Annotated in this window: 18 protein-coding genes; 8 read left to right on the top strand and 10 right to left on the bottom strand. The window is 72.2% G+C overall.

The genetic code is table 11. From position 1 onward, the window contains the following. Positions 1-13: 13 nt before the first annotated feature. The gene (locus tag AB0P07_RS13280) at positions 14-685 is read right to left on the bottom strand and encodes an HAD family hydrolase (protein WP_365549336.1); all 672 of its coding nucleotides are present in this window, start codon (positions 683-685) and stop codon (positions 14-16) included. 58 nt (positions 686-743) lie between these two features. Beyond that, positions 744-1,247, bottom strand: a complete 504-nt coding sequence (locus AB0P07_RS13275) for a hypothetical protein (protein WP_365549333.1) — start codon at positions 1,245-1,247, stop codon at positions 744-746. A gap of 810 nt (positions 1,248-2,057) precedes the next feature. Between AB0P07_RS13275 and AB0P07_RS13270 the strand changes: the two genes are divergently transcribed. After that, positions 2,058-2,540 carry an Rv3235 family protein gene (locus AB0P07_RS13270; RefSeq protein WP_365549330.1) on the top strand — a complete coding sequence of 161 codons (483 nt, stop codon included), beginning with the start codon at positions 2,058-2,060 and terminating at the stop codon, positions 2,538-2,540. A 106-nt stretch (positions 2,541-2,646) separates the two neighbouring features. Here the strand turns inward: AB0P07_RS13270 and secA are convergent, their stop codons facing one another. After that, on the bottom strand, positions 2,647-5,490 hold the full coding sequence (gene secA / locus AB0P07_RS13265) for a preprotein translocase subunit SecA (RefSeq protein ID WP_365549327.1): 2,844 nt from the start codon (positions 5,488-5,490) through the stop codon (positions 2,647-2,649). A gap of 281 nt (positions 5,491-5,771) precedes the next feature. Between secA and AB0P07_RS13260 the strand changes: the two genes are divergently transcribed. Further along, complete coding sequence (locus tag AB0P07_RS13260) at positions 5,772-6,341, top strand: GNAT family N-acetyltransferase (RefSeq protein WP_365549324.1); 570 nt, start codon at positions 5,772-5,774, stop codon at positions 6,339-6,341. Between the two features lie 263 nt (positions 6,342-6,604). Further along, positions 6,605-7,780: a crosslink repair DNA glycosylase YcaQ family protein gene (locus AB0P07_RS13255; protein ID WP_365549321.1), complete on the top strand. Its 1,176-nt coding sequence runs from the start codon at positions 6,605-6,607 to the stop codon at positions 7,778-7,780. A 34-nt stretch (positions 7,781-7,814) separates the two neighbouring features. On the opposite strand, the gene AB0P07_RS13250 is transcribed toward AB0P07_RS13255, so the two are convergent. The 7 genes from AB0P07_RS13250 to mtnA all read right to left on the bottom strand — a co-directional run bounded on the left by AB0P07_RS13250 (position 7,815) and on the right by mtnA (position 16,719). Next, the gene (locus tag AB0P07_RS13250) at positions 7,815-8,579 is read right to left on the bottom strand and encodes a response regulator transcription factor (protein ID WP_125631129.1); all 765 of its coding nucleotides are present in this window, start codon (positions 8,577-8,579) and stop codon (positions 7,815-7,817) included. Between the two features lie 228 nt (positions 8,580-8,807). Further along, a complete protein-coding gene (raiA, locus tag AB0P07_RS13245; RefSeq protein WP_365549318.1) occupies positions 8,808-9,500 on the bottom strand; it encodes a ribosome-associated translation inhibitor RaiA in 693 nt (230 codons plus the stop codon). 313 nt (positions 9,501-9,813) lie between these two features. Further along, positions 9,814-10,773 carry a ComF family protein gene (locus AB0P07_RS13240; RefSeq protein WP_365549315.1) on the bottom strand — a complete coding sequence of 320 codons (960 nt, stop codon included), beginning with the start codon at positions 10,771-10,773 and terminating at the stop codon, positions 9,814-9,816. A gap of 177 nt (positions 10,774-10,950) precedes the next feature. After that, complete coding sequence (locus tag AB0P07_RS13235) at positions 10,951-12,798, bottom strand: LpqB family beta-propeller domain-containing protein (protein WP_365549313.1); 1,848 nt, start codon at positions 12,796-12,798, stop codon at positions 10,951-10,953. After that, the gene (mtrB, locus tag AB0P07_RS13230) at positions 12,788-14,881 is read right to left on the bottom strand and encodes an MtrAB system histidine kinase MtrB (protein WP_365549311.1); all 2,094 of its coding nucleotides are present in this window, start codon (positions 14,879-14,881) and stop codon (positions 12,788-12,790) included. The genes AB0P07_RS13235 and mtrB overlap by 11 nt, the downstream gene beginning before the upstream one ends. Before the next feature lies 1 nt (position 14,882). Next, positions 14,883-15,572, bottom strand: a complete 690-nt coding sequence (mtrA, locus tag AB0P07_RS13225; protein ID WP_003975799.1) for a two-component system response regulator MtrA — start codon at positions 15,570-15,572, stop codon at positions 14,883-14,885. Between the two features lie 4 nt (positions 15,573-15,576). Continuing rightward, complete coding sequence (gene mtnA / locus AB0P07_RS13220; protein ID WP_365549308.1) at positions 15,577-16,719, bottom strand: S-methyl-5-thioribose-1-phosphate isomerase; 1,143 nt, start codon at positions 16,717-16,719, stop codon at positions 15,577-15,579. A 140-nt stretch (positions 16,720-16,859) separates the two neighbouring features. Here mtnA and AB0P07_RS13215 point away from each other — a divergent pair, with 140 nt between their 5' ends. The 5 genes from AB0P07_RS13215 (at position 16,860) to AB0P07_RS13195 (ending at position 22,548) form a co-directional block, all read left to right on the top strand. Beyond that, the gene (locus AB0P07_RS13215; protein WP_365549305.1) at positions 16,860-18,242 is read left to right on the top strand and encodes a glycerophosphoryl diester phosphodiesterase membrane domain-containing protein; all 1,383 of its coding nucleotides are present in this window, start codon (positions 16,860-16,862) and stop codon (positions 18,240-18,242) included. A 61-nt stretch (positions 18,243-18,303) separates the two neighbouring features. Further along, entirely contained in the window at positions 18,304-19,035 is a 732-nt protein-coding gene (locus tag AB0P07_RS13210; protein ID WP_365550298.1) for a DUF4129 domain-containing protein, read from the top strand. Next, entirely contained in the window at positions 19,032-20,249 is a 1,218-nt protein-coding gene (locus tag AB0P07_RS13205) for a DUF4350 domain-containing protein (RefSeq protein ID WP_365549302.1), read from the top strand. The genes AB0P07_RS13210 and AB0P07_RS13205 overlap by 4 nt, the downstream gene beginning before the upstream one ends. Next, on the top strand, positions 20,249-21,238 hold the full coding sequence (locus tag AB0P07_RS13200) for a MoxR family ATPase (protein ID WP_365550295.1): 990 nt from the start codon (positions 20,249-20,251) through the stop codon (positions 21,236-21,238). The genes AB0P07_RS13205 and AB0P07_RS13200 overlap by 1 nt, the downstream gene beginning before the upstream one ends. Further along, the gene (locus tag AB0P07_RS13195) at positions 21,238-22,548 is read left to right on the top strand and encodes a DUF58 domain-containing protein (RefSeq protein ID WP_365549299.1); all 1,311 of its coding nucleotides are present in this window, start codon (positions 21,238-21,240) and stop codon (positions 22,546-22,548) included. The genes AB0P07_RS13200 and AB0P07_RS13195 overlap by 1 nt, the downstream gene beginning before the upstream one ends. Positions 22,549-22,704 lie beyond the last annotated feature (156 nt).

Here is a 22,704-nt window from a genome sequence, read left to right as displayed (position 1 = left end):
GCCGCCGCCGTCGTCATCCCGCCAGCCGCTCCGCCACCACGACGGCCTCCCCCAGCGTGTCCACCACCGGCACCCCGATCCCCTCGAGACTGGCCCGGCTGTGGGACCCGCCGGTGTACAGCACCGCCCCCGCCCCCACGTGGTGCGCCGCCAGAGCGTCGTCCGCGGCGTCTCCGATCACCACGGTGCGGGTGGGCTCCACCCCGGACAGCGCCAGCTGCGCGAGATGCCGCACCATGTGCTCGGCCTTGCTGCCCCCGGACGGCCCGGTGCGCCCGTCGACGCGTATGAAGTGCGCCTCGATCCCGAGTCCCTTGACCAGGGGCACCAGCTCGTCGTGGCCGTACATGCTGAGGATCGACTGGCTGCGCCCCGCGGACCGCCACCCCGCGAGCAGCTCGGCGGCACCGTCGGCGAGCCGGCAACGGCCCCGGTGCGCGCCGTAGTGCCGCTGGAAGGCCGCGTCCATGAGCTGCCACTCGGCGTCGGTGGGCAGCCTTCCCATCAGCCGCTCGTAGAACTTCGGCACCGGCACGCAGTACAGCGCCCGGTACTGCTCCAGTGTGATCGGCGCCAGCCCCAGCTCGGCGAACGCCGCGTTCGTCGCCCCGATGATCGCGTCGTTGTCGTGGAACAGCGTGCCGTTCCAGTCCCACACGATGTGTGCGCCCGTCTGCGTCCCCATGCTCGAAAACGTACCCGCCACTACTGACAATCGGGACGTTGAGGCGCGAACTTCCTGGTCAGACCAGGTTCGGGAGCTCCTGCGTCGCGTACCAGAGCAGTTCGTGGTCCTCCGCGCCGTCCACGACGAACTGAGCGTCGTCGTCCCCGCCGTCCGCCGCCGCGAGCGCCTCGGCCGCGGCGCTCACGTCCGCCTCCGCGTCGGCGGAGTCGACGTGCACCGCGGCCGCCTTGGCCAGCGGCAGCGGCCCGGTGACCCGGACCTCGCCCGGCGCCGCCGGGGCGAGTCCCCGGTCCGGGTCGGCCGCGGCGGCGCCGTCGGACACGTCGGCCGCGACCACGACCCGGCGCCGCGCCGCGGCGGGGTCGGCCGCCAGCAGGCGCAGGGAGGCCAGCGCGGCGCGGTTCAGGGCGGCGTACTCCAGCTCCTCGATGTCGTCCGACAGGTACCACTCGCGCAGCGCCGGCGTGACGGCGTAGGCGACGAGCGGCCCGGCCCCCAGCTCCCCCGCCCGGTGCGCCTCGGCGAGGCCGGACAGGGTCAGGGGGACGTAGACGCGCATGAGTCTGCCGCTTTCGTGGTCGGGGACGCCGCCGGGGCGCTCGGTGGACCCGGCGGGAGAGCCTTCAGGATACGTGCGGGGGTCCCCTTTCGGGTCCCCACCCGGGGCGTCGGACACGTCCACCCCGGTCCCGGAATTCACCCTGTTCCCCCTTGCCGTCCGGGCCCTTGAACCCCTTCAACCACTCGGATAGGTGAATCTCCCGCCCTCGCGACGCGGTCGTCCGCCTCCTTGCCGCGCCACCCCTCCAGCCCGTACAAGATCCCCGACCGCGAAGTTACTGCCCGGTATCTCCGGGCCCGCCGAACGGGGACCCCCATGCGCAAGGTCATGACCAGGAACCGGCTCCGCCCCACCACCCCACTCAGCCCGACATTCGGCCCGACCCCAACGGGCCCACTCCCCCGATCCGCACGGCCCGCCCCGCCCGGCGAGCCCGGCGACGCCCCGTCCCGAGGCCCGGGAGGCACCACCCCGCCCGGCCACGCGCCCCTGAGCGCCGCCTCCGCCCACGTCCCGGCCGACGGGTCCGTCTGCCTCCCGTCCGGCGCCCCCGAGGGTGCGCCGCCCCGTGCGCCCGGCGGGGTGCCGCCCCGCAGGCCGGGCGCGCGCGGGGCTCGTGCCGCCGCACCTGGCGGGCGGCCGCCGGGCTCTCCGGGCCGGTCCCAGCGGTCCCGTACGCGCCCGGCGGACACCCGTCCGCCCACAGCCGGCCCCGGACCGGGCGCCAAGCCCGGGGCCGTCGCCGTGCCGGGCTCACCCGCCCCTGGGCCGGTGTCGGACCCGGCCACCGGTCCCGGTCCCGGCCCAGTGGCGGCCCTCGTTCCGACGCGCACCGGGAACCCCGCCGCGGCCCGCACGGCCGGGGTGCCCGCACCGGCGGTCCACCGGGCCGCGCGGTCCGATGCAGCACCTCTCGTCCCCGCGCAGACCCCGCGCCGCCCCGTTCCGCAGCTACGCCCCACCGACCACTTCGCCGAGCTCCTCCTCGGCGTGCTCAGCGGGCGGCGTCCCGTCCACTCGATGCTCCGGCACACCATCGGCCGTGCCTACGACGACCTGGCCCACCTGGCCGAACGCGGACCGCTGCGCACCCGCGGCGCGTCTCCCGTCGTCCGCGACATCGGGTACTTCGAGCCCCGGCCCGGCGCCCTGGAGGTCTTCGCCCGCATCGGCGCGGGCGACCGGCTGCGTGCCCTGGCCTTCCGGCTGGAGCAGGGCCGTGACCTGCGCTGGCGCTGTACGGCGGTGGAAGTGGGCGGCCCCCGCAGGCACCGCGCCGACGACGACTGAGGCGCCGCCCGCACCCGCCCACCGGCCCGCGGAACAGGCCGAAGGGCCGGTCACCCCCGGGTGACCGGCCCTTCCACCCCCACGGTGCCCGCAGGGCACCGCGTCGTCACTTCTTGCGGCGGCGTCCGCCCTTGGCCTGCTTGCGGCGCTCCGCACGCGTGAGCCCGTCGGACTGGGCCTGGGCGGCCTCGCCGTCGGTGAACTCGCCCTCGACGACGCCGCCCTCACCGTCCACGGTCGGCGCGGAGAAGTGCAGGTCCCGACGCTGCGGCGCGTCGAGGCCCTTGGCCCGGATCTCCGGACGGGCGCCCGCCTGGGCCGGGACCGCGTCCTGCGCGCCCTTGTCCAGCGACGGCGCCTTGTCCTCGACGGGGACCTCCTCGACCTGCTGCTCGACCTGGACCTCCAGGTTGAACAGGTAGCCGACGGACTCCTCCTTGATGCCCTCCATCATGGCCTGGAACATGTCGAAGCCCTCGCGCTGGTACTCGACCAGCGGGTCCTTCTGCGCCATCGCGCGCAGGCCGATGCCCTCCTGGAGGTAGTCCATCTCGTAGAGGTGCTCGCGCCACTTGCGGTCCAGGACCGACAGGACGACCCGGCGCTCCAGCTCGCGCATGATCTCGGAGCCGAGCTGCTTCTCCCGCGCCTCGTACTGCTCCATGATGTCGTCCTTGATGGACTCCGCGATGTAGTCCGCGGTCAGACCGGCCCGGTCGCCGGCCGCCTCCTCCAGCTCCTCGACGGTGACCTTCACCGGGTAGAGCTGCTTGAAGGCGCCCCACAGCCGGTCGAGGTCCCAGTCCTCGGGGAAGCCCTCGGCGGTCTCGGCCTGCACGTAGGCGTCGATCGTGTCGTTCATGAAGTGCTGGATCTGCTCCTGCAGGTCCTCGCCCTCCAGGACGCGGCGCCGCTCGCCGTAGATGACCTCACGCTGGCGGTTGAGGACCTCGTCGTACTTCAGGACGTTCTTACGGGTCTCGAAGTTCTGCGTCTCGACCTGCGACTGGGCGGACGCGATCGCGCGCGTGACCATCTTGTTCTCGATCGGCACGTCGTCCGGCACGTTGGCCATGGACATCACGCGCTCGACCATCTGGGCCTTGAACAGCCGCATCAGGTCGTCGCCCAGGGAGAGGTAGAAGCGGGACTCGCCGGGGTCGCCCTGACGGCCGGAACGACCGCGCAGCTGGTTGTCGATGCGGCGCGACTCGTGCCGCTCGGTGCCCAGGACGTAGAGGCCGCCCAGCTCCTTGACCTCTTCGAACTCGGCCTTGACCGCCTGCTCGGCCCGCTCCAGGGCGGCGGGCAGGGCCGCGGCCCACTCCTCGATGTGCTCCTCGGGGTCGAGGCCGCGCTGGCGCAGCTCCGCCTCGGCGAGGTCCTCGGGGTTGCCGCCGAGCTTGATGTCCGTACCGCGGCCGGCCATGTTGGTGGCCACCGTCACCGCGCCCTTGCGACCGGCCTGGGCGACGATCGTCGCCTCCCGGTCGTGCTGCTTGGCGTTGAGCACCTCGTGCTGGACGCCGCGCTTGCTGAGCTGCTGCGAGAGGTACTCGGACTTCTCGACCGAGGTGGTGCCGACGAGGATCGGCTGCCCCTTGCGGTGCTTCTCCTCGATGTCGTCGACGACCGCCTCGAACTTGGCGACCTCGGTGCGGTAGATCAGGTCCGACTGGTCCTTGCGGACCATCGGGCGGTTGGTCGGGATGGGCACCACGCCGAGCTTGTAGATCTGGTGGAACTCGGCGGCCTCGGTCATCGCCGTACCGGTCATGCCGGACAGACCGGGCTGTTCCTTGCCGTTGTGGTCGTGGCGCTTGTAGAGGCGGAAGAAGTTCTGGAGGGTGATCGTGGCGAGCGTCTGGTTCTCGTCCTTGATGTCCACCCCTTCCTTCGCCTCGATCGCCTGGTGCATGCCCTCGTTGTAACGGCGGCCGGCGAGGATACGGCCGGTGTGCTCGTCGACGATCATGACTTCGCCGTCGAGGACGACGTAGTCCTTGTCCTTCTTGAAGAGTTCCTTGGCCTTGATGGCGTTGTTGAGGTAGCCGACCAGCGGGGTGTTCACCGACTCGTAGAGGTTGTCGATGCCCAGCCAGTCCTCGACCTTGGACACGCCCGACTCGTGGATGGCGACGGTGCGCTTCTTCTCGTCGACCTCGTAGTCGCCTGTCTCCTCGATGCCCTTGAGGGTGTTGCCGGCCTCGCCCTTCTTCAGGCGGGTGACCAGCTTGGCGAAGTCGCCGTACCACTTGGTGGCCTGGTCGGCCGGGCCGGAGATGATCAGCGGAGTACGGGCCTCGTCGACGAGGATGGAGTCGACCTCGTCGACGATGGCGAAGTTGTGACCGCGCTGGACGAGTTCGTCCTTGGACCACGCCATGTTGTCGCGCAGGTAGTCGAAGCCGAACTCGTTGTTCGTGCCGTAGGTGATGTCGCAGCCGTACATCTCGCGGCGCTGGGCCGGCGTCTGGTTGGCGAGGATGCAGCCGACGGTCAGGCCCAGGAACTTGTGGACGCGGCCCATCAGCTCCGAGTCGCGCTCGGCCAGGTAGTCGTTGACCGTGACGATGTGCACGCCCTCGCCGGACAGGGCGTTGAGATAGGCGGGCAGTGTGCCGACGAGGGTCTTGCCCTCACCGGTCTTCATCTCGGCCACGTACCCCATGTGCAGGGCGGCGCCGCCCATGATCTGCACGTCGTAGTGGCGCTGGCCCAGGACGCGCTTGGCGGCCTCGCGGACGGTGGCGAAGGCTTCGGGCAGCAGGTCGTCCAGGCTCTCACCGTCGGCGTAGCGCTGCTTGTACTCGTCGGTGAGGGCCCGCAGCTCGGCGTCGGAGAGGTCAGCGAAGTCCTCTTCGATGGAGTTGACCTGGTCCGCGATGCGGTGCAGCTTGCGCAGGATCTTGCCTTCGCCTGCACGCATGATCTTCGAGAGGACGGACACGGGGGTTGGTCTCCTTGCCGGTCGGGCCTGGGACGGTCGGTTTCCTGAGACGGATCGGGCAACGGCCATCGTATGCGAGGACCCCGCCGCACCGGGAGGCCTGCCGTAACGGGGACCGTCCACTCCGTTGCATCCAGCATCCCTGTCTGCTGTCACCCCTTTCAACGTCCGGGCCCCGCGGATGGTGCCGCGCCCCGCCGACGAATCGCACCTGAGGTAACCGGGTGTTCACGGAGGGCAAAACATTGGCGCCGCCACGGGACGCCGAGCAGAATCGGCCGATGGAACCCGTCACGCTCACCACCGACCGCCTGGTCCTGCGCGCGGTCGGCCCGCAGGACACCGAGGCCGTGTACGCCGCCTGCCAGGACGCCGACATCCAGCGCTGGACGACGATCCCCTCGCCCTACCTCCCGGAGCACGCGCGGGGCTTCACGGAGCAGATGGTCCCCGACGGCTGGGCGAACGACTCGATGTTCACCTTCGGCCTCTTCCTCCCCGCCGGGGATCTGGTGGGCATGCTCGGCGTCACGATGATCTCCCTGGGGGTCGGTGAGATCGGGTTCTGGGGCGCCAAGGAGCACCGCGGCCGGGGCCACGTCACCGAGGCCGCCGTCGCCGTCGCCCGCTGGGCCTTCACCGACCGGGCCGTCGACCGCCTGGAGTGGCGTGCCGAGGTCGGCAACACGGCCTCCCGCGCGGTGGCCCAGCGCGCGGGCTTCACCATGGAGGGCACGTTGCGCTCCGGGATCAACAACCAGGGCACACGCCGCGACTGCTGGATCGGCTCCCTCCTCCCCTCGGACCTCGCCCTCCCCTCGACGTCCCCGTACTTGCCCGCGCAGATGTAGCTGCGGGCAAGTCGCGCAGCCGCGCGCGCTCGCACCGCCGCAGCCGAGGGCAGTCGCGCCGCCGCAGCCGCGGGCCGTCACATGCCGCCACAGCTGCGGGCAGTCGTGCCGCTGAGGCGGCACGGGTGGGCGCGGCGGCACCCGGCCAGCGCCGGCCCGCGCCCCCGCCCACCCCGCGCCGGGCGCCACCCGAACCCCGGCCCACCGCACCCGCCTCCCCACACCCCACCCACTGTCAGACCCACCCCCTATCGTGCGGACGCATGACGACCCTCCCGCCCCCCGCCACGGAACTGTCCGCAGCCGAGGCCCGCCGCCTCGCCCTCCGCGCACAGGGCTTCCTCGGCGCCCCCGACCGCCGCGCCGGCGTCCGCGGCGTCCTCCGTCACCTGGGCGCGGTGCAACTCGACACCATCTCGGTCCTGGCCCGCTCCCACGAGCTCATCCCGTACGCCCGCCTGGGCGCCGTCGGCCGCAAAACCGTCGACGACGCCTACTGGAAGGACACCCACGCCTTCGAGTACTGGTCGCACGCCGCCTGCATCCTCCCCATCGAGGAGTGGCCCCACTTCGCCTTCCGCCGCCGCGCGCTCCGCAACCGCCCGCACTGGAACCACCACCTCCCGGAGGGCGACTACGACCGCGTCATCAAACAGCTCCGCGCCGAAGGCCCCCTCACCGCGACCGACCTGGGCGGTGCGAAGAAGACCAGCGAGTGGTGGGACTGGTCGGGCACGAAGGTCGCCGTCGAGCGCGCGCTGATGTACGGCGAGGTGGTGTGCGTGGAGCGCCGCGGCTGGAAGCGGGTGTACGACCTGGCGGAGCGCGCGATCCCGGCCGCGCTGCTCCACGACGACCTGGACGACACGGAGTGCCTGCGCCGCCTGGTCCGCCTCGCCGGTCAGTCCCTGGGCGTCGGCACGCGCGCGGACATCGCGGACTACCACCGCCTCAAGGCAGAGCAGGTCGACGCGGTGATCGCCGACTCGGGCCTGGTGCCGGTCACGGTGCAGGGCTGGGGGCGGCCGGCCTGGGCGGACCCCGCGGCCCTGGAGGCTCCCCCGCGCGGCCGTCACCGCACGACGCTGCTCTCGCCCTTCGACTCCCTCATCTGGGAGCGGGCGCGCACGGAGCGGATCTTCGGCTTCACCCATCGCCTGGAGGCCTACGTGCCCAAGCGGAAGCGGGTGCACGGCTACTTCGCGATGCCGGTCCTGGCCGGAGGGCGGCTCGTCGGCCGGGTGGACCCGGCGCGCGAGGGACGCACCCTGGTCGCCAAGCAGGTCACGCTCGAGGGCCGGAAGGCGGCCCCGGCGGTGGCCCAGGCCCTGGTCGAGGCGGCGAGCTGGGTGGACTGCACGGACGTACGCGTGGAGCGGGTGGAGGCACCCGGCCTGCGCGAGCCCCTCACCCGGGAGCTGGCCCTCCTGCTCCACTGACCGGGGCCCGGCTCACCGGCCCTGGCCCACCGGCTCAGCGGATCTCGAGAATTTTCTCCCGCATCGCGTACACCACGGCCTCCATCCTGGAGTGCAGCTGGAGTTTCTCCAGGATGTTGCGGACGTGGTTCTTCACGGTGTTCTCGGAAATGAACAGTTCCTTGGCGATGTCCCGGTTGTTCATTCCCGTGGCGACGAGCTTGAGGACCTCCAGCTCGCGATCCGTGAGCCGGGGCGCGGGCACCAGCCGGCGTTCGTCGGTCCGCTGGATCATCGACTTGAACTCGGTGAGCAGTTTCGACGCCATGGACGGACTGATCTGGGACTGCCCGTCGGCCACCGCGCGAATGGCGGTGGCCACCTCGTCCGTGGAGATCTCCTTGAGCAGATAACCGGTCGCGCCCGCCTTGATCGCGTCGTAGAGATCGGCCTCTTCGTCACTGATCGTGAGCATGATGATCTTGGCACTGGGGGCCACCTCCTTGATGGAGGTGCAGGCCTCGATACCGCCCCGCTTGGGCATCCGCACGTCCATCAGGACGATGTCCGGCAGCAGGTCGGCAGCCTTCTCCACCGCTTCGGCGCCGTCCCCGGCCTCTCCGACGACCTGGATGTCCTCCTCGGCCGCGAGCACGATCTCCAGGCCGCGGCGGAAAAGGGCGTGGTCGTCCACGACCAGCACCCTGATCGGCTCCTCGCGTGTGGGGCCCGCGTCCGCGTCCGGGCCCATGCCGACCGCCGCGTCGTCGATCCCGTGGTCGACGCCCGCGCCCCGCATCGGTCCGAAACTGTCCGCCATCGTTCCTCCCCCTGAAGGCTGTGGCACGTGGTCCTGAGCCATCGCCAACCCAGAGCAACGACCCACCCGTTGGGCCGTTGTCGCCATGATTCCATGCCCGGCCCACAGCAGGGTGACCGAACGGGCAGCGATGGGGTCGCACACCCACGCGCACCGTCGCACACCGGTGCCCCTGGGGGCGCACACGCGCCCCCAGGGGCACCGGACCACTGTCACCGGCGGAGTATGTCAGCCGCCGAGCGCGTCGCCCGCGTCCGGAGCGTGCGCCTGGGTGACCATCGTGTCCGTGGTGAGGTGGATGACCCCGTAGTCGTAGGCGTGCCGCCGGTAGACGACGCTGGGCTCCTTCGTCTCGGAATCGACGAACAGGTAGAAGTCGTGCCCGACCAGTTCCATCTCGTAGAGCGCCTGGTCGAGGGACATCGGGGCGGCCACGTGGGTCTTCTCCCGGACGACGAGCGGCCCGTCGCCCTGGACCTCCAGCGAGCCGATCTTCTTGGTGGGAACGCCGTCCTGCTCCTCGGTCGGGACGACCGCGCCGTTCCCGTCGAGCGTCGCCGCGCCGGGTACGTGGTCGGCGACCTCGGCCGCCGGGATCCGGCGCGCTCCGCGGCGCGAGAAGCGCTTGTCGTGCTGCTTGCGCAGTCGTGCGCCGAGCTTCTCCGCCGCCAGGTCGAGCGCCGCGTAGGGGTCGCTCGCCGCCGCCTCCGCCCGAATCACCGGACCGCGGGAGCGGAGCGTGATCTCCACTCGGTCACAGCGGTCGGCCTGCCGGGGGTTCGGCTCCTTGGACACCTCGACGTCGAGGCTGATCACCTTGCCATCGAGCTTCTGGATCTTCTCCAGCTTCAGCTTCTCGGCCACGTGCTTCCGGAACCGCTCGGGCACCTCGGTCTTGCGGCCCTTGACGACGATGTCCACGCAGAACTCCGTTCCCGGATCGCTCCACTTCGACGGCGGAGCATCTCCTTTTTGCACCAGGTTCCGGTCTCTCCCGAAACCTCGGACTCGGTGACGTCCACCTCCTCCCCCGTGGGCGGGATCTCCACTCCACCGGTACGGGTGATGACGGTAAGACCCGCAGCACGGCATTCTGATGTGAGAGGTGTGGCCTGCGGCTTTGCCTCACAACCGAACATATCTCGCCCGGACGGATGTCGTCACCCTCTACTGCGGCGTACCTCCGTTCCGGTGAATTGAACCTCTCATTACCTGCAACGACGAAAGTTCTCAGTCAGTTCCGGTTTATTTCGAAGGAATCTGGTGAAGCCGCGACCACTGCCCCGCAGATCTCCTCACTGATCACGCCACCGCCTCCGTACCGGCCCGCCATTCGGGGCACGGTCTTCCGTTCCTCTCTGCCTTCCCCTGCCTCCGCCGGATACACAGCCGATCTCACCCTCCCGTACGTGCCCGGCCCCACCCGCGACTCAACGGCGGCGGCCGTCGCCACGCGCACCGCACGTGCCGCCTCGGCCAGCGACGCGCCCGTCGTCATCAGGTCGTCGACGAGGACGAGCGCCCCTCCGCCGCGCAGCAACCCGCCGGCGCCGGGCGTCACCGTCAGGGCACCGGTGAGGTTGGCCAGCCTCTGCGGGGCGTCGAGTCCCGACTGGTCGGCCACGGCGTAGCGCTGCCGCAACACGGCCAGCACCCGGGCGGACGTCCCGGTGCGCCGCAACTCCCCGGCGGCCGTGAGGGCGATCCGCCGCGCCGGATCGTGTCCGCGGATTCGCACGGATCTGCGCGCCGAGGGCACGGGCACGAGCAGCACCGGTCCCCGCCTCCGTACGGCCCCCGCCCCACCGGAACCCATGTCACCGGCGCCGGCGTCACCAGAATCCCCACCACCGGCTCCCGCACCGTCGGCTCCCTTGCGCGACTCCCGGAGTCCCGCCCGCACCGCCCCCGCCAGTGCCACGCCGAGCGGTCCCCTGAGGGCCAGCACCCCCCGCTCCTTGTGTGCCAGCAGCGTCGCCCGGACCTCGTCCGCGTACGGCGCCGCCGCGTGCACCGCCGGCAGGCCGGGCGGCTCCGGGTCCGGACGCACCCGACACGGCGGGGCTCCGCTCAGCACCGTACGGCACCGGGTACACAGCACCTCTCGAGCCTTGCCGCAGCCTCCGCACTCGGCCGGCAGCACCAGGTCCGTGAGGTCGGTCCACCAGCTCCGCACTGTCGGCGTTCCCCACATGGCCACCCTCTCCGCAACGTCCGCGATCCCGATGGCCACCACTGTGCCGACGCCCGCGGAACCCTGCCAGGCCTGTGGAAAACACCGCTACGCGCCCTGTGGAAAACTCCGTCGCTGCACGGAAACGGCCGTTCCGCCCCACCTTCGACGGGCCGGACGCCTCGCCCCGGAAGGACCTCACCCCGGATAGACCGGCGCGGTACCCTCCGTCACCTTCTGCCACTGGAGCCCTGACGGCAGCCGCACGATCAGGTCCTCCGAGTACGCCACCAGCGGCAGCCGCTCGTCCTCGGTGGCAGCGATCTCCTTGACGCCGGTCAGCGCGGCGGGCACCGTGACCTCCGGCGTCGAGCCGTCGACCTGGACGTAACCGATCTGCTGGACGCCGCCGCGCTCCCGCCCGACCACCACGAGCCGGGCGTCACCGGCCCACGACATGGCCGTGACCTCCTCCAGTTCCGGGGTCGCGGAGCGCAGTTCGAGCACGGTGACCACGGGCGGCTCGCCGGCCCTCTTTTCGCGCTCGATCCGTCCGATGAGCAGCGACCGCTTGCCGTCCTTCTCCACGACGAGCGCGATCCGCACTCCGTCGGCGGCGACCCGTACGGCCCGAACGCGTCCGTCGAGGCCCGGCGTGCGGACCTCCATCGGATCGCCCGCGCCCTTCTCCAGCAGCAGCAGCCTCGGGTCGGCCGGGTCACGGTCGGCGATCCACAGATCGCCCCGCGTGTCCCAGCTGGGCGGGGTCAGCCGGTCCGTCTCCGCCTCGCCCCCGCTGGTCAGCACGGGATCGCCCAGCGAACCGCCCGACACCAGGGAGCCGACGTAGAGCGACTTGCTGTCGAGGCCGATCCCGGCCGCGCTGTGTTCGTCGCGCGACACGGCCACCGACCGCATGGCCCGGTGCCCCTCGCCCAGTGGGCCGGGCACCGGTTCGGCCCGGGTCCCGTTGCTGCCGGCGGCGATCCGCACCAGGCGGTCCTGGTCGTCGAGGAAATACAGGTAGTCGGGCCGTTGCGCCGAGCCGCGCGTCGCGACCGTCTCGGCCCGGTCCTCGGAGAGCGAACACATCTGCTCCCCGTTCGAGCGCAGCTCGACCTCCTCCACCGCCGGGGTGAGGTTCTGCAGCGTGAACAGGAGCTGCGCGGCCATCTCGTCGCACTTGTCGTCGCCCGCCGCGGCCGCCTTGTCGTTCAGCGGCACGGTCAGCTTGTTGCGGTCGTCGGGCGTCAGCGAGACGACGTCGTCCGCCAGCGCCGTCCCGGTCGGGAAGCTGGACCTGACCACGGGGTCCAGCAGACTCGTCGGACCGCTGAGCAGGGAGCGCACCACCTGGGTCAGCGGATCCACACGCCGGCGCACGTAGACGGGGTCGGCGACGGCCGCCGGCTCCCGGACCGCGCCGGTGTCGGCGTCCGCCCGCGTCACTGCGTTCGACGCGAAGTAGTACCGGTTGACCGACATGTAGTTGCGCTGGAAGTCCGACTTGCCCATGACGACGCCCTGCGGCAGCACGTCGATGCGCCACTGCTTGGTCTTGGGGTTGCGGGTGAGGTGCACCGACTCGCGGTACCGCCCCTCGGCCGGCGAGTACGACTGCTGTCCGTCCACCGTGGCGACCTTGGTACCGGTCAGGTTGACCGAGTAGTCGTTGGCCTCCTCGCGGTTGCCCGAGTGGTCCGACACCGCCCCCGGTCCGTCCGCGAGCACCGTCGTCGACCGGTCCGGCCGCCAGTTTTTCGCGGCGTCGCCGGTCAGGTACTTCCGCGCCGTCTCGTAGTGCGGATCGTCGCTGGTCAGCGCCTCCAGGAAGCCCTGCACGATGTCGGCGGGCGGGTCGTCCTCCTGCGGCGGCATCGCGAACACCCGCACCTGAGGGTCCTGGCGGGGCGTGGACTCCACTCCGCGCAGGTCCCCGCTGTCGGGCATGGACGCACATCCCGCCAGCAGCACGAAACCGCAGGCGGTGTACGCCATCACGCGTGCCGGCCCGCGCCGACCGCTCCGCTCGCGGTCAGCGCCCACGAGATGCCTCCCCTTGCCTGCTCGACTCCTCGGAACCGGCCTCCGGACGGCTCGCCGCCGCCCCCGACGCCGACCCGTCGTCCTGTCTCCGCGCGGCACCCGACGTCGGTCTCGGCACCACGCGCGCCCCGTTGCCGGGCAGCGCCGTCGGGTCCGCCGTGGGGGCGGCCGTGGCCTGCCGCGGCGTTATCGGCCCCCGTGCGGAGACCGTGGACGCCTGCCCGGCGGGCGCCTGGGCCGGGACGCCGACCGCCTTGTCCATGCCGTGCGGCCGTGCGGTGCCGCCCAGGCCCGCGTCCTGGAGCCCGTGGTTGCGGCGCGAGTCGGCCGGCTCCAGCGGTATCGGCGAGCCCCGCAGCGGCTCGTCCGCCGTCCTGGGCAGCGTCAGCCGGAACTGCGAGCCACCGCCGGGTTCCCCCCAGGCCTGCAGCCAGCCGCCGTGCAGGCGCGCGTCCTCCAGGGCGATCGACAGGCCCAGCCCCGTACCGCCGGTGGTACGCGCACGTGCCGGGTCGGCCCGCCAGAAGCGGCTGAACACCCGGGTGGCCTCGCCCGGCTTGAGTCCGACGCCGTAGTCGCGCACCGCGACGGCGACCGCGCCGCCGGCGGCAGCGAGCTTGACGACGACGTCCCGGCCCTCGCCGTGCTCGACGGCGTTGACGACGAGGTTGCGCAGTACGCGTTCGACCCGCCGGGCGTCCGCCTCGGCGACGACGGGCTGCTGGTCGCCGGAGAGCCGTATCCGCGTGCCCTTGCGCTCGGCGAGCGGCTCCGCACCGCTGACGACCCGCCGTACGACCTCCCTGAGGTCTATCGGCTCGGCCTCGAGGGCGGCGGCGCCCGCGTCGAAGCGGCTGATCTCCAGCAGGTCCGCGAGCAGCGTCTCGAACCGGTCCAGCTGATCGGCGAGCAGCTCGGCCGACCGCGCGGTCACCGGATCGAAGTCCACGCGCGCGTCGTGGATGACGTCGGCGGCCATCCGCACCGTGGTCAGCGGCGTCCGCAGCTCGTGCGAGACGTCGGAGACGAACCGCCGCTGCATCCGCGACAGGTCCTCCAGCTGGCTGATCTTGAGCTGGAGGTTCTGCGCCATCTTGTTGAAGGCCTCACCGAGCCGGGCGATGTCGTCCTCGCCGGTGACCTTCATCCGTTCCTGCAGCCGCCCCGCCGACAGCCGCTCGACGATGCTCGCCGCCATCCGTACGGGCGTGACGACCTGGCGCACCACGAGCCATGCGATGGCGCCGAGCAGCACGACGACGAAGAGGCCGGCCGTCGCCAGGGTGCCCCTGACCAGGCTGAGCGACTTCTCCTCCTGGGTGAACGGGAAGAGGTAGTACAGCTGGTAGGGCTCGCCGTTCGGGTCGTTGACCTGCTTGCCGATGACCAGTCCGGGCTGGGATGCCTGGTCGGAGTTGTAGACGATCCGGGTGTAGCTCTGGGCGGCCGCGGTGTCGCCGTCGATGCGCTCCCGCAGGGACTCGGGGACGCTGGCCGCCCAGTCGACCGTCCCGGAGGCGCGTGGACCGCGTCCGCTGCCGCTCTCCCCGCCCATGGGGAGGGTGACCACGTCGAACGCGCTCTGACCGCCGCTGGAGAGCGACTTCACCAGCTCGCTCATCCACTGGATGACGTTCTGCGAGGGGCGGCCGTCCGCGGGAGTGGTGTCGTCGCCGTTGGTGCTCGCCGCCTCCTCTGCCTTCTGTTTGGCCGCCGTGAAACCACCGGTGGCCTGGCTCTGGGAGGCCTTCACCTTGGCGTCGAGCAGCCCGTTGCGGACCTGCCCGATCACCACGAAGCCGAGGAGCAGCACCACGCCCAGCGACATCAGCAAGGTGGTGGCGACGATCCTGAGCTGGATGTTGCGCCGCCACAGCCGCATGACCGGCAGCAGGGGGCGGCGCACCCAGCGCATGAACAGCCGGAGCACCGGGCTGCCCTGCACCCCGCCGTGCAGCAGCCCGCCCTCCAGCACGCGGCCGAAGCGCGAACCGGAGGGCTTGCGGCCGGCGAGCTCGGGGCCGACAGGCCGCCCGGCGCGGGCCCCGGACCCGGGCGCCGAAGCGGCACTGTCCCTGGTCATGTCAGCTCGGTCCGGCCTTGTAACCGACACCGCGGACGGTCACCACGATCTCCGGCTTCTCCGGGTCCTTCTCGACCTTGGAGCGCAGCCGCTGGACGTGCACGTTGACCAAGCGGGTGTCGGCGGCATGCCGGTAGCCCCAGACCTGCTCGAGGAGCACCTCGCGCGTGAACACCTGCCACGGCTTGCGGGCCAGCGCCACCAGCAGGTCGAACTCCAGCGGCGTCAGCGCGATCGACTGCCCGTCCCGCTTCACCGAGTGACCGGCCACGTCGATGACCAGGTCGCCTATGGCGAGCTGTTCCGGCGCCGGTTCCTCGGACCTGCGCAGCCGTGCCCGGATACGGGCCACCAGCTCCTTCGGCTTGAACGGCTTCACGATGTAGTCGTCGGCACCGGACTCGAGACCGACCACGACGTCGACGGTGTCACTCTTCGCCGTCAGCATCACGATCGGCACACCCGACTCCGCCCTGATCAGGCGGCACACCTCGATGCCGTCCCGGCCGGGCAGCATGAGGTCGAGCAGCACCAGATCGGGCTTGGTCTCCCGGAAGGCGGCCAGCGCCTTGTCGCCGTCGGCTACGAAAGATGGCTCAAAACCTTCACCACGCAGCACAATGCCGAGCATCTCGGCCAGTGCGGTGTCGTCGTCGACGACAAGGACTCGTCCCTTCATAAACGACATCATCCCATTAGCTAATCGTTACCTGGCGTGACCTGGCACACAGCGCGGCCAGGGCCTCGGCCGTCACGGGCGAAACCACGCCCTCCTCGGTGACGATCGCCGTCACCAGTTCGGGCGGAGTCACGTCGAACGCCGGGTTGTACGCCTGGCTCCCCAGGGGTGCCACCGGAATCCCGCCTCCCGCTCCCGCCACCGGCACCTGGGGTGCTGTGACCTCGGTCACTTCATGTCCGGGGCGCTGCTCCACCTCGATGGACGCCCCGTCCGGTGTGCCCGGATCCACCGTCGTGACCGGAGCCACCACGATGAACGGCACATGGTGGTACCGCGCGAGCACCGCGAGCGGATAGCTCCCCACCTTGTTCGCCACCGAACCGTCGGCCGCGATGCGGTCCGCGCCGATCAGCACCGCGTCGACCTCACCCGCCGCGAACAGCGAACCCGCCGCATTGTCGGTGAGCAAGGTGTACGCCATGTCGTTGCGGGCCGCCTCGTATGCCGTCAGGCGAGCACCTTGCAGCAAGGGACGCGTTTCGTCCACCCACAGGCGGCGCAGCCGCCCCGCCCGGTGCGCCGCGAGCGCGACCGCGAACGCGGTCCCTTCACCGCCCGACACCAGCGAACCCGTGTTGCAGTGCGTGAGGACGCGGTGCCCTCCGGCGGGCAGCAGCTCGTCGAGCAGCGCCAGTCCGTGCGCGGCCATCCGGGCGCTGGCCTCGGCGTCCTCCCGGTGCAGCGCCCGTGCCGCGGCCAGCGCCGCGGCGGCGGCCTGCCGGGGGTCACCGGTTCTGACGAGCGCCTCCTGATGGGCGGCCCGCGCCCGGCGTACGCCCACGGCGAGGTTCACCGCGGTGGGGCGGGCGCCCTCCAGCGCGGCCGCGGCCTCGGTCACCTCGAAGCCCCGCACGGCGGCGAGCGCGACCCCGTAGGCGCCGGCGATGCCCAGCAGCGGTGCACCGCGTACGGCGAGCGAGCGGATCGCCTCGACCAGGGCGGCCGGGTCCGTGCAGACCAGCTCGACCTCTTCGGCCGGCAGCCTGGTCTGGTCCAGCAGCACCAGCACCGGGCCCTCGGGGGGTTCCTCCCACCGAAGGACCGGTATCCCGGTCGGCCTCTTGTCCTCGCCGCTTCGCGCGTCCTGATCAGCCATGCGGTCAGTGTGCCCCCTGTACGACGGACAATTGAAGGTGCGCAGCCCCTACCGCGCCCGGTCCGCACCCGACGCCCCCATGGCACGATGGCTGCCAACCTGCCGCCGCGACCGCGGAAGGGCACCGTGAAGGAGCGACGATGAACGACACTCCGGGCTGGGCATCGCCCGGATCCGCCCCGTCCGACGGGCCGGGGCCCGGCTCGTCCGGCCCCGCCGACCGCCCCGCCGGCCCCGATCAGCCCGCGCCGTCCGCGGACCGGCCGGGTGCGGAACCGACGAGCCCCGGCACGAAGTGGTCCAAGGAGCAGCCGCCCACCGGCCAGTGGTCCGCACCCACCGGATCCGCCGCACCGGGCCAGGCCCCGCCTCCTCCGCCGCCCGGCCCCGGCTGGGGCGCCCCACCTCCCGGGCCTCCTGGAGGCGGCTACGGCGGCTACCGAGGCCCCGGCGGCTACGGCGGCCCGGGCGGCGGCTACGGCGGCTACGGCGCCCCTGGTGGACACGGCGGCTGGGGCGGCGGCTGGGGCGGTCCCCCGCCTGCGGCCAAGCCCGGCGTGATCCCGCTCCGGCCGCTCGGCGTCGGCGAGATCCTCGACGGTGCCGTCTCGACCATGCGCACCCACTGGCGCACCGTCCTCGGCATCTCGCTGACCGTCGCCATCTTCACCGAGGTCATCGTCGTACTGCTCCAGGGCCTCGTCCTGGACAACACCGGCACCGAGGCCCTCAACGACCCCGACGCCACCCTGAGCGAACTCGGCGACGCGCTGGCCGACACCACGATCAACTCAGGTGTCATCTTCCTGTTCTCCCTGATCGGCACCGTCCTGGCCACCGCCCTGCTCACCACCGTCACCAGCCGCGCCGTGCTCGGTCGGCGGGTGACCACCGGCGAGGCATGGCGGGACGCCCGCCCCCAGGTGCTGAAGCTCTTCGGTCTGATCCTCCTGCTGATCCTCATCGCCGCCGGCCTCCTCACCGCCGGCATGACGCCCGGTCTGATCATCTCGGCCACCGCGGGCGGCGAGGCCGGGGTCGCCCTGTCCGCCCTGGGCTTCATGGCGGGCGGCGTCGTCGCGATCTGGCTCTGGGTCCGCTTCTCGCTCGCGTCCCCCGCGCTGATGCTGGAGAAGCAGGGCATCAAGAAGGCGATGGGCCGCTCGGTGAAGCTGGTGCGCGGCTCCTGGTGGCGGGTCTTCGGCATCCAACTGCTCGCCACGGTCATCGCCAACGTCGTCGCGTCGATCATCGTCATCCCGTTCACCTTCCTCGCCGCGGCCCTCGGTGGCGACGGGATCGGCGGCTTCCTGGAGGGCACCGGAGACCTCGGCTGGACGTTCCTCGTCGTCAGCGGCATCGGCTCGGTGATCGGCTCCATGATCACGTTCCCGATCACGGCGGGCGTGACCGTCCTGCTGTACATCGACCAGCGCATTCGCCGCGAGGCCCTCGACCTCGAACTGTCCCGCGCCGCCGGCGCCCCTGGCCCCGGCGCCTCCGGCGCCGTCCCGGGGAGCTGATGCGGTGAGCACGTCGGGGGGAGTTCTCACGGAGGTGCTGTCATGCGCCGCCGCACGAACGGTGTCGCACGCCGGCGACACCTCCGTGCTGTCGGCACCGTCGCTGACGCGCTCCGGCGACGAGCCGCCGGTGACGATCCCGCGCGACCCCGCGCGGGAGGCGGCACGGCGCGAGCTGTCCAAGCGCATGTACCACGAGCACGACCCCAGCTGGTTCCAGCGGGCCCTGAACGCCTTCTGGGACTGGATCGGAGAGCTGTTCAGCAGGGCTTCCACCGCGACACCCGGCGGGACACTCGGCCTGGTCGTCGTCATCCTGGCCGTGGTGGCGTTGCTGGGCGCCCTCTGGTGGCGCCTGGGCACCCCCCGCCGCAGTCCCGTCTCCGCCCCCGCCCTCTTCGACGACCGCCCCCGCAGCGCCGCCGACCACCGCGCCGCCGCCGAGGCGCACGCCGCCCAAGGACACTGGAGCCAGGCCGTCCAGGAACGCATGCGGGCCGTCGTCCGCGCCCTCGAGGAACGCGCCCTGCTCGACACCCGCCCCGGCCGCACCGCCGACGAGGCGGCCACCGAGGCCGGCCACGCCATGCCTGACCACAGGGACCGCCTGCGCACCGCCGCCCGGGACTTCGACGACGTCGCATACGGCGGCCGACCCGGCAGCGAACAGTCATACCGGCGCCTCGCCGAACTCGACCACGACCTGGAACGCAGCAAACCGCACCTGGCGAACAGCACCGCCGGAGCCACGGGCGACGCGGACCGGGACACCGCCCGGGGAGCCGCCGAATGACCACCGAGGCCACGCTCCCCACCACCGCGGCCTCGCCCACCGCCCGCCAGGTGTGGACCCGCACGCGCGGCATCGCGCTCGCGCTCGTCCTGCTGCTCGTCGGAGCCGTCGCGATCGCGGCCGTCCGCTCCGACGCCCGGCACGGCGAACTCGACCCGCGTTCCGCCGACCCCTACGGCAGCCGTGCCGTCGCCGAACTCCTCGCCGACCGGGGGGTCTCCACGCGCGTGGTCACCACCCTGGACGAAGCGCGAGCCGCGGCAGGTCCGGACACCACCCTGCTGGTCGCCGTGCCCGACCTCCTGACGGAACGCCAGCAGACGGGACTCCGCTCCGCGACGACGGGCTCCGGCGGACGCACCGTCCTGGTCGCCCCCGGCGGCGGCGCCGTCGAGCGCCTCGCTCCCGGCGTCACGGCCGACCCCGCGCTCAGCCTCGACTCGACCCTGGCCCCCGCCTGCGCCCTGCCCGCCGCCCGACGCGCCGGCAACGCCGACACGGGCGGCATCCGCTACAGCACCCATCTGGAAGCCGACGCCTGCTACCCCAGCCGACGCCTGGCCACCCTGCTCCGCATCCCCGACCCGACGGCGAAGGCCTCTCCGGAAGACCTCCCGGGCGACACCGTCGTCCTCGGCGCCCGCGACATCCTCTTCAACAACCACCTCGACGAACACGGCAACGCCTCGCTCGCCCTCCAACTCCTCGGCTCCCGCGACCATCTGGTCTGGTACCTCCCCTCCCTCTCCGACATCCCGGACCCCGACGACGAGCGCGGCTTCTTCGACCTGATCCCGTCCGGCTGGCTCTGGGGCACCCTGCAGCTCTTCATCGCCGCCGCCCTCGCCGCCCTGTGGCGGGCACGCCGACTCGGCCCCCTGGTGCCCGAAAAACTCCCCGTCGCGATCCGCGCCTCCGAAACCGTCGAAGGCCGCGCCCGCCTCTACCGCAAGGCGAACGCCCGCGACCGCGCCGCCACCGCTCTTCGCTCCGCCACCCGCACCCGCCTCGCCCCCCTCACCGGCGTCCCCGTCTCCCAGGCGCACGCACCCGAGTCCCTGCTCCCCGCCCTGTCCGCCCACCTCCGCGGCACCCCCGGCGACGGACAGTCCCTGCACGCTCTCCTCTTCGGCCCGCCGCCCGGCGACGACGCGGCCCTGATCGCCCTCGCCGACCAACTCGACGCCCTCGAAAGAGAGGTACGCCGTCCATGATGGACCCGACCACTGACAACGCCGGGCAGACCGCGGTCCCGGGCAACGCCCGCGCCGCTCTCGAAGCCCTGCGCGCCGAGATCGCCAAGGCCGTGGTCGGCCAGGACGCCGCCGTGACCGGGCTGGTCGTAGCCCTGCTCTGCCGGGGCCACGTCCTGCTCGAAGGCGTCCCCGGAGTCGCCAAGACGCTCCTCGTCCGCACCCTCGCCGAGGCCACCGAACTCGACACCAAACGCGTCCAGTTCACCCCCGACCTGATGCCGAGCGACGTCACCGGCTCCCTGGTCTACGACGCCCGCACCGCCGAGTTCTCCTTCCAGCCCGGCCCGGTCTTCACCAACCTCCTCCTCGCCGACGAGATCAACCGCACGCCCCCGAAGACGCAGTCGTCCCTCCTGGAAGCCATGGAGGAACGCCAGGTCACGGTGGACGGCACGCCCCGCCCCCTCCCCGAGCCCTTCCTCGTCGCGGCCACCCAGAACCCGGTCGAGTACGAGGGCACCTATCCCCTCCCGGAAGCCCAGCTGGACCGCTTCCTCCTCAAGCTCACCGTCCCCCTCCCGACCCGCCAGGATGAGATCGACGTCCTCACCCGCCACGCGGCCGGCTTCAACCCGCGCGACCTGCGCGCCGCCGGCGTACGCCCCGTCGCGAGCGCCGCCGACCTGGAGGCCGCCCGCGCGGAGGCCGCGAAGACGACCGTCTCCCCGGAGATCACCGCCTACGTCGTCGACATCTGCCGCGCCACCCGCGAGTCGCCGTCCCTCGCTCTCGGCGTCTCCCCGCGCGGAGCCACCGCACTGCTGTCGACCGCCCGCGCGTGGGCCTGGCTCACGGGCCGCGACTACGTCACCCCGGACGACGTGAAGGCCTTGGCCCTCCCCACCCTCCGGCACCGTGTCCAGCTCCGCCCGGAGGCCGAAATGGAAGGCGTGACCGCGGACTCGGTCATCAACGCGATCCTCGCCCACCTTCCCGTTCCCCGCTGATGGCACTCACCGGACGCGCCGCGCTCATCGCGGCCCTGGGTTCCGTTCCCATCGGCATCTGGGACCCCGGCTGGACGGGCATCCTCGCGGTGAACGCCCCGCTGGCGGCCGCCTGCGCCTGCGACTTCGCCCTGGCCGCCCCCGTGCGCCGCCTCGGTCTGACCCGCTCCGGCGACACGTCCGCGCGCCTCGGCGACACCGCCGACGTCACCCTGACGGTGACCAACCCGTCGGGCCGGCCACTCCGGGCCCGGCTGCGCGACGCCTGGCCGCCCAGCAGCTGGCAGGCCGGCACGGAAACGGCGGCCTCCCGTCACACCCTGGCGGTGCCCGCCGGCGAACGCCGCCGCGTGACCACCCGCCTGCGCCCCACCCGCCGCGGCGACCGCCACGCCGACCGCGTAACGATCCGCTCGTACGGACCCCTGGGCCTGTTCACCCGCCAGGGCACCCACCGAGTTCCCTGGACAGTACGCGTCCTCCCCCCGTTCACCAGCCGCAAGCACCTCCCCTCCAAACTGTCCCGCCTGCGCGAACTCGACGGCCGCACCAGCGTCCTCACCCGCGGAGAGGGCACGGAGTTCGACAGCCTGCGTGAGTACGTCCCCGGCGACGACACCCGTTCCATCGACTGGCGCGCGACAGCCCGCCAGTCCACCGTCGCCGTACGCACCTGGCGCCCCGAACGCGACCGGCACATCCTGCTCGTCCTCGACACCGGCCGCACCTCGGCCGGCCGCGTGGGCGACGCCCCGCGCCTCGACGCCTCCATGGACGCCGCTCTGCTCCTGGCCGCCCTGGCCTCCCGCGCCGGCGACCGCGTCGACCTCCTCGCCTACGACCGGCGAGTACGCGCCCTGCTCCAGGGGCGCACGGCGGGCGACATCCTTCCTACCCTGGTCAATGCCATGGCGACTCTGGAGCCGGAGCTCGTGGAGACCGACGCGCGCGGCCTTACCGCCACGGCCCTGCGGTCGGCCCCTCGCCGCTCCCTGATCGTCCTCTTCACGACTCTCGACACGGCCCCGATCGAGGAAGGCCTGCTCCCCGTCCTGCCGCAGATGACCCAGCGCCACACGGTCCTCGTGGCCTCGGTGGCCGACCCGCACGTGGCTGCGATGGCCCAGGCCCGCGGCCATACGGACGCCGTCTACGAAGCCGCGGCGGCCGCACAGGCCCAGTCGGAACGCCGTCGCACCGCCGACCAACTCCGTCGGCAGGGCGTCACCGTCGTCGACGCGACCCCGGAAGAGCTGCCGCCGTCCCTCGCGGACGCCTATCTGGAACTCAAAGCAGCCGGCCGCCTGTAAACGGCGGGGCGAGGCACGGGGGCCGAAAGGCCCCGCCCCTTCATCACTTCAACGACCCGTGAACGCAGAAAGCCCCGCACCGTTCCCGGTGCGGGGCTTCCTCGCAATAATTGTTCGGCGGCGTCCTACTCTCCCACAGGGTCCCCCCTGCAGTAC

This window comes from Streptomyces sp. NPDC085944, assembly GCF_040686295.1.
GTDB lineage: Bacteria > Actinomycetota > Actinomycetes > Streptomycetales > Streptomycetaceae > Streptomyces > Streptomyces salinarius.
Note: the sequence above shows the minus strand (reverse complement) of the source record. Positions and strands in the feature narration are given on the sequence as shown.